This window comes from Candidatus Glassbacteria bacterium (assembly GCA_019456185.1).
Lineage (GTDB): Bacteria > Gemmatimonadota > Glassbacteria > GWA2-58-10 > GWA2-58-10 > JAJRTS01.
The window spans coordinates 13,114-23,125 of the sequence record VRUH01000060.1; the positions used below are offsets into that span (position 1 = coordinate 13,114).

Genomic DNA, 10,012 nt, shown 5'->3' on the forward strand with positions numbered 1-10,012 from the left:
CCTGCCGCTGGCCGAATACTGGCTGCCGGTGATGTGGACCCTGGCGGTGGTGACGATGACTGTCGGCAACCTTGCCGCGATTTTCCAGGGCAATATCAAGCGCATGCTGGCCTACAGCTCGGTGGCCCACGCGGGCTATCTGCTGGTGGCCCTGGCCAGTATCGATCCGGCCGCGGCCGTTACCGGCGACGATCCGGCGATGGTGGCCGTGCTGTTCTACCTGGCTGTCTACACCCTGATGAATGTCGGCGCATTCGGCGTGCTGATCTACCTGGGCGGCGGCGGCCGCGGCATGGAAACCCTGGAGCAGATAAAAGGCGCCGGGTTCCGCTACCCGCTGCTGGGCGCTGCGATGGCGGTGTTCATGTTCAGCCTGGCCGGTATCCCTCCCACCGGCGGGTTCCTGGGCAAGTTTTACGTCTTCAGCGCGGCGGTCAACCGCGGGCTGATCTCCCTGGCGATTATCGGCGTGCTCAACAGCGCGGCCAGCGCCTACTATTACCTTCGCGTGACCGTCCAGATGTACATGCGCGAAAGCGATGAGCCGCTGTCCGGCCTCAAGTTCTCGCTCCCCCTGGCCGTAGCGATTACCGTCTCGGTCTGGGGCGTTTTCCACCTCGGTATCGTTCCTGCCGAGTTGATCGCCACCGCGGACCGGGCGGTACTGTTCCTGCATTGAAACGATTCGCACGTCGGCTTGGCCCCCCATTATGCAAGACTTAATTCTTTCCAAAACGGTGATTTTTGCTTATAATGCGAACCCGACACTTTCCGGCGGGTAGAAACAGGTGCAGGTAACGGCCCCGGGCGCCCGGCTCGGCTGAGCTCTTTTTTTTAACGGAGACCGCTAGATGCGCAACATGCTACAGTTGGCAGCCGGCGCCTTACTGATGCTCTCCCTTGCCTGCTCGGACAACGATGTCGTTAAAGAGCCGTTCAACCCAGGGTTCACTTATGAGGACCTGGCTGACGCCTGGCGCGGGAACCTCGACTCATGGTACGTTGAAAACTCTTCCGGCAAACCGAGCTATACGCTGGAAAATGTCAATATCTCCCTGATAATGGATACTGAAAGATACTGGCTCCAGCTTACCCATTTTACCGATTCGCTTGAGTACCAGTATTTAAACCGCGGTTTCTGGCTCTGGGACCCGAGCTTGCCGGATGTGATATATTTTGAATTGTATTTTGAATCAAGCTCGCAGGTTTTCAACCCGCAAAAAGACCTCACGCCTGCCGACACACTCGACGGAAGTGGAGGCGGCAACAATCAGGGCGGCGGTACTCCGCCGGATACTATCCTCACCTCCAAGGGCGACGATACGCAGATAGAAGAAGTGTTTTCCAGCATTATTGAGTTCACTGAAAACCAGCTCAGGCTCTACGAGTTTGAAGGATATTTCGATCCGGGAGATATCACGCTGGACAGATTCTAAGCCAGGGAGCGGTCCACGGTGGAATGTCCGTGGTGTGCGATGGAACTTGAAAGGGGCACCACTGAGTGCCCCTTTTGCAAGAACGAGGTAACCGTGCGCTCGCGCGGCGCGGGTCATGTGATCCGCGTTGCCGCCGTGGTGGTGCTGCTCGGCTTTACAGTCCTGATGCTCGGAGACGTTCTACTAGATCTCCTTCGCCGCCTTCTGCCCTGACCAGCTCCACTTCAACTTCCTGCCTCGCCCGCCGCTTTTCCGCATCGCTGCCCAGATGGAACGACAGTTCTTCATCGTACCACTGGTTCAGTGTCGTGCCCACCCGGCCGCCGAATATCCCGTCCACCAGTTCGGCCAGCTCGTGCAGTGTCCGCAGGTGTTCAGCTTTTCCGGACCACAGTTCGACCAGCACGTCCTCGTCCACTTCCCCGAATATCCGGTTGAGCGCAAAGGCCGCCAGCACCACGTCCTCAACCATCCCCAACGGACCCAGGATCGCTTCGGGGATCAGATCGAGCGGGCTGGCGAGATAGGCGAAAATCATCCCCAGCTTGATCCGCAAATGCCGCGGCACCCGCTCGTCAAGCATCAGCCGGCCGATCAGCACCAGGATGTCGGGAATCAGAAAAACGAATTCGGCCAGCCGTGAAACTTTCGTCCCGGCTTTCCCGGTCACCCAGTTGAACACACGCTCCCTGAGATTATCGTAAAACCGCTTTTTAAGTACTGTATTAGAACTCATTGTCGGTCCCTCCCTGATCCCGGATCAACTCTTCGCCCCCGCAGCCGGTATAGTATTGCGGGGAAGGCAAAAATCGTACCTGCATTAATATTGTAAGCTGCCGGACGCGTGCGTGCAAGTGCCCCGGCATGCCGGGGACAAAGTAACTTTGATTTCCACTCGCTTGACCCAGGCCCATGCGTGTATTTTTTTATTACCATGACAAACCGACCCCGGAAATCATCGCTCCTGTCATCGTGCGCCATGGCCTGGCGGCTGCGGCCCTGCCCGTGTCGATATTCGGGCTGGAACCGCGCCTGGCGATCCTGCTGGGCGCCGTGCTGACTGGTATCGCCTCCACCTGGGTGGCTGGGGTGCAGATCATCCGCAGGATTCGCCGCAACTGAGGTTCAGCAGGCCAATACGGCCAGTTGGCGCTCATATTCCCGACGTTCACCGGGGCTGATCTCCATTTCGAGCAGTTCCAGCAAACATGCGCGGGCCTGTTCACATTGATCGAGTCTTAAGTAGCACAAGGCGAGGTCATTCAAATGGACGCGGCTCCTTTCCAGAAGCACTGCCTTCAATAACAGGACCTTTGCCTCCTCCCACCGAGCCGCCGCCAGATATACACTGATTACCGCGCCCAGGGGCTGTAGTTCTCCAGGATTCAGCGCCAGCATCTTTTCAACGATAGCCCAGGCCTCAGCCATCCGGTTGCGCCCGATCAGACGCGAGACGGCTCTGACAGCAGCGGTTGCATCCCCCGGCTGCATGGAACTGGCCGCGAGATACTGCTCGAGAGCCTCATCCGGCTGACCTGTCTTTTCCAGCACCTCACCGAGAGCCAGCCGGACCAGGTAGTTGTCACCACTGCCGCCGCGCAAAGCCCGCAGGACTCCAGCCGACTCCCGGAACCGGCCGAGACGGTAAAGGGTAAAACCAAGGTAGCGCCTTGCTTCCTTGTTATCACTCTCCAGGGTCAAAGCGGACCTCAGTTCCGCCTCGGCCTTGGTGTAATCTTCTCTGATGTAGTACCTGATAGCTGTCGACAGGTGCGCGTGGGTGTGAGGATGGATATCGTCAAAATCCACCTCCCTGCCGCCGACATATCCAAGTGCTTTCAGCGCCCTTGTCTGCCGGGCGGCCACGGAGAGTTCTTCGGTAATGACAAGGTCCTGTCTGCTCTCCGCCATCACCGGGGTCTTCTGCTCAAACTGCCTGAAGGCCCTTTCAACTCCCGCACGGCTTACGCGCGAGGGTACGAGGTTCTTTTCCTCATCGAAATCCTGCGTCAAATCGTAGCACTCCCACCTGATTTCTTCAGCCAGGATATAATGTCTTTGGCCGGCCGATATGATCGACCTTAAATCAACGCCGGTTCTGCTTTCGACAGCCTCCCGCCCCCAGAAGAGCTTGCTGTAGGCCGGCGCCGGCTGCAACTTGTCGCCAAGCAGGAACCTCCCCTTGGCTTCCTCCGTCATTCCCTCCACGCCCGCCGTTCGGGCGATTGTATGAAACACATCGGTTATCGAGACAGTTTCATCCCTCACCGACCGTTCCGGAATCAACTCAGGGTATCGCATCAGCAGCGGGATCTGAACCAGTGGACGGGTAAGCAGAACTCCGTGGGTGTAATGGCCCCTTTCGCCATAAATCTCCCCATGGTCGGCAAGAACGATTACGAGGGTTTCATCCAGGATGCCGTCGTCCCTCAAATAATCCAGCAATTCGCCAAGCTGCGCATCCAGGTAGGTGAGAGCGCCGTCGTAAATATCCACCACCACCGCTTTTTCGCTCGAGTCAGGTGTGAGCTCTCGCGCGTTAAGCATTTCACTGTAGCGGCACAGACTGTCGAGCCGCGCGCTCTCAATCGCCCGGCCGCCGCTGTACATGCTGCGGTAGGGTTCCGGCGGGCTGTAGGGCATATGCGTATCCATGTAATTGATGAACGCGAAAAACGGTCGGCCGCTGCTGTCAGTCCGGGCGATAAATTCTTTGACGAGCCGGTTGGTGTGGGGCGTGTCGTAAGGGTGGATGCTGTCGGTAACGCTCGTATCGGCCCAGACAGCTTCAAACTGCTGGAAGCCGCGATGGAGGTTGTGCGTCCTGTCAACGAAGGGGTTGTTGCTGAATCCGGCGGTGCGGTAGCCGCTTTCGACCAGTAACTCGGCAAGTGTGGGAATCCGCTCAATCAGCCATTCATGCCGGCTGGTCGTATTGTGCTCATCGGGCAGCAGACCGGTAAAGAGACTGGCATGGGCGGGCAAGGTCCAGCTCGATGTCGAAACCGCCATCGTGAACCTGGCGCCCTCGCCGGCCAGCCGGTCAAGGTTTTGCGTGGTTTGCCGGTGATAGCCATAGCAACTGAAATGGTCCGCCCTGGCCGCATCGAGCACTATCAGCAGCACATTCGGCTTAAAGTGATCGGACCAGGACCCGATCGAACACGACATTGCCGTGGCGGCGATGGCAATAAACAGACAGTAACGAATTGACAGTACACGCCTCCAGCATTTTGGCAGATCATTAGAGGAAAATAAGTCGCCGGATGTATCGCCTACGGGCTTACCGTGATTCCGCCGACAGTCGTACCGACGGCGATTTCCGCCTCGGAGCCATTGCCGATTGTCCCCATTACGCTGTTGGTGCTCACCTGCCCGTCGATCGCAAAGCCGAGGTTGATAACTCCCGCTCCCGTGGAAAGATTCAGCACCGCATTCATGTTCTGGGGCAGCTTCAATTTTATTTCCCCGAACCCTGTCGAGAAGCCGCACGTGCCTTTGGGCCTGCCCTCGTAGTCTATCGAGCCGACTTTGACATCCATATTCCAGGTCGCGATTTCCGGCGCAAAAATTTCAAAATCCACCTGGGTATTCTGAGTGTTCGAGGGGTTCGCCGCAATGATGTTAACCCCGTTCGGTATCGCGTTGATGCTCAGCGTTATCCGATTCAGATCATCCTCGCTGGCGGCCCGTTTGATGGCCGTGATCTGCATCAGGCCGGGACTGGGACCGGGCCGGACCGTGACATTCCCGACAAACAGGCTCAGATCAAGCGAGGGACCGAAGTCCAGCGAGAACGTCCGTTCCACGGTGTCTGCGAATGTCAGGGTTGGCACACCAGCCGGGCCGTTGTCGTCGCCGCAGCCCGGCAGTAGAACGCAGACACTCAACACCCCAACCAGCGCCATCGCTGCCTGGCGTACCATGCTTTTTCTGTAATTGCCGACGGATGAGTCCATTATCATACCTCTGTTAAATTGACAGTTAAAATATCCTGTTCGCTGTTATATCAGCCGGATATTGCTCTTCTACCCCCGAGCGGGACAGCGGTTCTTAATCATTATGTAATTTGCAGTTCGGGTGCAAACCTTAGCGTTTCGTATCTCTCTTTCGGGATTAGCCAGCCGAAATCCCGGACCGTGCCGTGCCTGCCGGGATCAAGCTTTCTCCTCCATCCCCCCCTTACCCTGCCGCCAGCAGCGCGCAAGCGTGGCCGGCCACCCTGTAGACTCCCTGATCCGCCAGCACGTCGCCGCCATCGAGATGCGGCAGCCCTTCCTCGTCAGCCGTGTCCAGCACCAGGCACCATTGACGGCCCTCGCCCGGTTCGGGAAGATGAAACCCGTGCTTCCCTCTACCCGCGTTGAACATCAGGTAGAAATCCCGGTCATCGCTTTCCGCACCTGTTTCCGGCGCACTGCCATCGAGACGGCAGGCCAAGCAGGGGCGGCTGTCGCTCCAGCGCACCGGCCCGCCGCCGGCCTCGTACCATTCGATATCCGCCCGGCCGTCGTTGTCGTGGTCGCCGCCGGTAAAGAAGGAGCTGCGTCTGAAGATCGGGTGCGCTTTGCGCAGCGCTATCAGGCGCCGGGTGAACTCCACCAGCCGGCTGTTTTCCTCGGCCAGAGCCCAGTCGATCCAGCTTATTTCGTTGTCCTGGCAGTAGGCGTTGTTGTTGCCGCGCTGAGTGCGGCGGAACTCATCTCCAGCCAGGATCATCGGCACGCCCTGGCTCAGCAGCAGGGTGGTCAGAAAACTTTTTACCTGGCGAGACCTCAGTTTTTCTATTTCCTTGTCATCCGATGGCCCCTCGACACCGAAATTCATGCTGAGGTTGTGGTTGTCTCCGTCGCGGCTTTCCTCGCCGTTGGCCTCGTTGTGCTTTTTCAGGTAGCTCACCAGATCGTTGAGCGTAAACCCGTCGTGGCTGGTGATAAAATTGATCGAGTTGCGGGGCAGCTTTCCGCTGGAGGTGTAGATGTCGCTGGAGCCGGTGATCCGCGAGGCCAGCCCGTTGCGGCTCTTGCGCTCGCCGCGCCAGAACCGGCGGACGTCATCACGGAAACGGCCGTTCCACTCGCTCCAGCGCCTGCCGGGGAAACTGCCCACCTGGTAGGCCCCGGCGGCGTCCCACGCCTCGGCGATTATTTTCACGTGGCGCAGGATCGGATCCTCGGAAATCGACTCCAGCAGCGGCGGGTTGACCAGCATCTCACCCCGGCTGTCGCGGCCCAGGATACTGGCCAGGTCGAACCGGAACCCGTCGACATGCATCTCCACCACCCAGTAGCGCAGGCAGTTGCGGATGAAAGAGCGAACAACGGGGTGGTTGCAGTTGAACGTATTGCCGCAGCCTGAGTAGTTCTTGTACCTGGAGCGGTCTTCTTCATCGAGGATGTAATAGATCGAGTTATCCAGCCCGCGGAAATTGAGAGTGGGGCCGGTCTCGTTGCCCTCGGCGGTGTGGTTGAACACTACGTCGAGGATCACCTCGATCCCAGCGGCGTGAAGAGCCCTGACCATCGTTTTGAACTCGCTCACCGCCGCGCCGGAAAGTTCATCGCCCACGGCGTATTCCTTGTTCGGCGCATAGAACAGCACCGGGCTGTAGCCCCAGTAGTTTTTCAGCTTTTCGCCGGTTGAGGGGTCGCGGCGGATCAGCTCGTGCTCGTTGAACTCGTGGACCGGCAGCAGCTCGACAGCGGTCACGCCCAGGCTTTTGAGGTAGTCGATCTTCCCGGCCACTCCCAGAAACGTTCCCGGCTCTGCCGCTCCGCTGGATTCATGGCGGGTGAACCCCCGCACGTGCATCTCGTAGATCACGCTGTCCTCCAGCGGCACCGCCGGAGGACAGTCGTCGCCCCAGTCGAAGGAGTTGTCCGCCACCAGGCACTTGGGCGGCAGCAGGTTGGACGGCAGGCGCTCCCGGTCCGCTCCGTTGATGCTCTGGCCGATCTCCCAGTGGTAGCCGCCGGCCACCGCCTGGGCGAACGGGTCCATCAGCGCCACCCGCAGGTTGAACCTGTGGCCCTCTGACGGCTCCCAGGGACCATCGACACGCCAGTTATAGAGCAGGCCCGGCCCGGCCCCGGTCAGTTCGAGATGCCAGATATCCCCCGTGCGGTTGGTTACGGGATCGAGCTGGATCTCTCGCGACGGCCCGTTGTCGTCGGCACCGGCGTAGAGCAGGAGGCTGACCGCTGTTGCATTGCGGCTGAACACACTCAGGCGCACGCCACCGGGGGTCAGGTACACACCCAGGGGCAGGGGGTGGCCGGGGGCAAGGCCGTAGCTGTCGATCCCTTTTCCTTTACCTATTACCGCCATTTTCATTCAGTCCCGTCTTCATTGACCCTACTTGCGCACCTTGAGAAACGTCGCCACGCCCGCCACGGCGAACAACACATTACTGCCCCAGGCGGCCATGAGCGGCGATATCACTTCGCTGTAGCCCATGCTGCGGAAAATGTAATAACTGCCCATGAACAGCATATAGACCACCACGCCCAGGGCGATCCCCACCCCCGGACCCATCCGGCGGCGGGTGACCGCCAGCGGTGCGCCGAACAGGACAATGATGAAATTCGCAACGGGCAGCGAGGTCTTGAACCACAGCTCAGTCTCGGCTCGGGCGGTGCGAAGGCCGTTGCGGTAGAGCCGGCGGATTTCCTTCTTAAGCTCGGCGAAAGTCATCTGCTGTGGATCGCGGGATTCGACCACGAAATCGGCCGGACGCTCTTTAAGCCCTGTCAGCACCATCTCCTCGAACCTCACCACCTGCTCCTCCCGGCCGCCAGCGGGGAAATACCTCATCGTGCCGTCGGTGAACCGCCAGTTGCCGCCGGAGATATAGTGCGCGCTTTCGGCGTCGATCCGGTACTCGATCTCCAGACCCTCGGGAGGGCCGCTAAACCCGATCAGGCGCACCTTATCGAACGCCCCGGCCTCGAGGCGAAACAGGTTGGCCACCCAGCGGCGGCCGCCCTCGCCCTGGTAGTCCACGTTGCGGCGGAACCCACGCTGCGGGCGGGCGCGTCCCCTGATCCGGTAGTCCTGAATCTCCTCCTTGTTGCGGTTGGCCTCCGGGACAATCGTTTCGTTGAGGGCGAACGCCGCGGCGCTGACCCCCAGCATGAGAATCATCACGGGCAGAAACACGCGGCCCATGCTGACCCCGGCGGCCAGCATGGCGGTCAGCTCGTTGTGCTTGCTGAACTGGCCGAGCGTGAACAGGGTGGCGATCAGCGAGCTGGCCGGCAGGACGAAAATCAGGTAGTAGGGCACCTGGTTGACATAGAACAGGAGAATCAGTTTGAGCGGCGCGCGGGAATCCACGAAATCATTCAGCCGCTCGGCGGCGTCCCCCACCAGGCAGACAAACAGGAAGCCGGCCATCGATACCAGGAAGATGAGCACGAACTCGCGGATGATATAGCGGTCCAGCAGCCTGGGGATCATGGACTCTCGCCTTTCCCCTCATTCCCGCCTGCCAGCCCGGCCATCCGCAGCAGTGAGCGCAGACCCAGTCCCTCGCTGACCAGCGCCAGCGACCGCCGCCCGCGAATCTGCACCAGCAGCAGCCACAGGCCGACCGCCAGAAACAGAACGTTGGGCGACCACATCGCCCAGAACGGGCTCAGCAGGTGACGGTCGGCAAGGGTTTCGCCGGCGATCAACAGCACCCAGTAAACCAGGAACACACTCATGCTGATTGCGATAGACACGCCGGCGCCGCCCTTGCGGCTGATTATCCCCAGCGGCACGCCCAGCAGCACGAACACTATCGAGGCGAACGGGATCGAGATTTTCTTCCACCATTCCACCTGGAGGCTGGAAATCCTGCGCTGGATATAACTCGCCTCCCTCAGCACCGCGGCCAGCCGGCTGCGCGGACTGTCGATATCCAGTCTCCTGCGGCCATTACCGGCGGAATCGGGCTCCGGATACTGCTGCGGGGCTTTATCCCAAGACGGTGGCGCTCCGCCGAACATCTTCCTCATCGCCACCACCGCCGAATCGCTCTCGGGGATCGAATCCGCCAGCGCGGCGGCTGTTCGCTGCAGGCTGTCGAGATTGACAAACCGCCCGGCGATCCGGTCCTGGAGCATCCGCATGGTCAGCTCGCGGTCGGTGCGGTAGCGGCGGCTGCGGCCGCGCTCCAGCACTCCGGAAACGTCGTCCAGGCGGATACGGTGCCGCTCGAAAAACATCCGCTGGAACTGCCCGGCGCGGTGCGGATCGACCTCCTGAATCTCGCCGCTGTAGAGAGTCAGCACTGCATCGGTACGGTTGAGTTCAGTACGGATCGAGCCGCTGTCGGCCACGATCGTGCGGCGCGTACCCGCGTCGGTGGTCTGGGTGATCACGATCCCGAACAGGTCGGCGGGCTTCCGGCTGTCCTCGTCCGGCGGTTGAGCTGGCGCGGTCAGGTTCAATTTCGACGAGCGGTCGGGCTCCTCGATCCTGTTCACCAGCAGCCCCATGCCGGGGAAATCGTCCATTACCACGCCCTCGCGCAACTGGACCGTGGGCTTGATATAGGCGATATCCATCAGCAGGCTTTTATAGCGGTGGTT

Annotated in this window: 8 protein-coding genes and 2 pseudogenes (2 of these 10 running past the window's edge); 4 read left to right on the forward strand and 6 right to left on the reverse strand. The window is 60.1% G+C overall.

Translation table 11 applies throughout. From position 1 onward, the window contains the following. A pseudogene (locus FVQ81_15720) lies at positions 1 to 32 on the forward strand (NADH-quinone oxidoreductase subunit N) (it extends 811 nt beyond the left edge of the window). After that, positions 1 to 679, forward strand: a pseudogene (locus tag FVQ81_15725) (hypothetical protein) (it extends 113 nt beyond the left edge of the window). The pseudogenes FVQ81_15720 and FVQ81_15725 overlap by 145 nt, the downstream one beginning before the upstream one ends. A 172-nt stretch (positions 680 to 851) precedes the next feature. After that, the gene (locus FVQ81_15730) at positions 852 to 1,436 is read left to right on the forward strand and encodes a hypothetical protein (protein MBW7997983.1); all 585 of its coding nucleotides are present in this window, start codon (positions 852 to 854) and stop codon (positions 1,434 to 1,436) included. A gap of 154 nt (positions 1,437 to 1,590) precedes the next feature. Here FVQ81_15730 and FVQ81_15735 read toward each other — a convergent pair whose 3' ends face one another. After that, the gene (locus FVQ81_15735; GenBank protein MBW7997984.1) at positions 1,591 to 2,172 is read right to left on the reverse strand and encodes a DUF1232 domain-containing protein; all 582 of its coding nucleotides are present in this window, start codon (positions 2,170 to 2,172) and stop codon (positions 1,591 to 1,593) included. Positions 2,173 to 2,348: 176 nt separating this feature from the next. On the opposite strand from FVQ81_15735, the gene FVQ81_15740 reads away from it, so the two are divergent. Further along, on the forward strand, positions 2,349 to 2,558 hold the full coding sequence (locus tag FVQ81_15740; GenBank protein MBW7997985.1) for a hypothetical protein: 210 nt from the start codon (positions 2,349 to 2,351) through the stop codon (positions 2,556 to 2,558). A 3-nt stretch (positions 2,559 to 2,561) separates the two neighbouring features. Here FVQ81_15740 and FVQ81_15745 read toward each other — a convergent pair whose 3' ends face one another. From FVQ81_15745 to FVQ81_15765, 5 genes are all read right to left on the reverse strand, one after another. Continuing rightward, positions 2,562 to 4,607 (reverse strand): sulfatase-like hydrolase/transferase, encoded by a 2,046-nt coding sequence (locus FVQ81_15745; protein ID MBW7997986.1) that lies wholly within the window; start codon positions 4,605 to 4,607, stop codon positions 2,562 to 2,564. Positions 4,608 to 4,711: 104 nt separating this feature from the next. After that, entirely contained in the window at positions 4,712 to 5,395 is a 684-nt protein-coding gene (locus FVQ81_15750; protein MBW7997987.1) for a hypothetical protein, read from the reverse strand. Positions 5,396 to 5,618: 223 nt separating this feature from the next. Beyond that, complete coding sequence (gene glgX, locus FVQ81_15755; GenBank protein MBW7997988.1) at positions 5,619 to 7,769, reverse strand: glycogen debranching protein GlgX; 2,151 nt, start codon at positions 7,767 to 7,769, stop codon at positions 5,619 to 5,621. Between the two features lie 21 nt (positions 7,770 to 7,790). Further along, the gene (locus FVQ81_15760; protein MBW7997989.1) at positions 7,791 to 8,894 is read right to left on the reverse strand and encodes a YjgP/YjgQ family permease; all 1,104 of its coding nucleotides are present in this window, start codon (positions 8,892 to 8,894) and stop codon (positions 7,791 to 7,793) included. After that, positions 8,891 to 10,012 (reverse strand): LptF/LptG family permease (locus FVQ81_15765; protein ID MBW7997990.1); only part of this gene is annotated, 1,122 nt, incomplete at its 5' end. The genes FVQ81_15765 and FVQ81_15760, both read right to left, overlap by 4 nt.

What these genes read in the sequence shown, in the direction of transcription:
- FVQ81_15750 (MBW7997987.1), bottom strand. Translation starts at nt 5,395, where the DNA reads ATGGACTCATCCGTCGGCAATTACAGAAAAAGCATGGTACGCCAGGCA.
- FVQ81_15740 (MBW7997985.1), top strand. Translation starts at nt 2,349, where the DNA reads ATGCGTGTATTTTTTTATTACCATGACAAACCGACCCCGGAAATCATC.
- FVQ81_15760 (MBW7997989.1), bottom strand. Translation starts at nt 8,894, where the DNA reads ATGATCCCCAGGCTGCTGGACCGCTATATCATCCGCGAGTTCGTGCTC.
- FVQ81_15745 (MBW7997986.1), bottom strand. Translation starts at nt 4,607, where the DNA reads ATGTCGTGTTCGATCGGGTCCTGGTCCGATCACTTTAAGCCGAATGTG.
- FVQ81_15730 (MBW7997983.1), top strand. Translation starts at nt 852, where the DNA reads ATGCGCAACATGCTACAGTTGGCAGCCGGCGCCTTACTGATGCTCTCC.
- FVQ81_15735 (MBW7997984.1), bottom strand. Translation starts at nt 2,172, where the DNA reads ATGAGTTCTAATACAGTACTTAAAAAGCGGTTTTACGATAATCTCAGG.
- glgX (MBW7997988.1), bottom strand. Translation starts at nt 7,769, where the DNA reads ATGAAAATGGCGGTAATAGGTAAAGGAAAAGGGATCGACAGCTACGGC.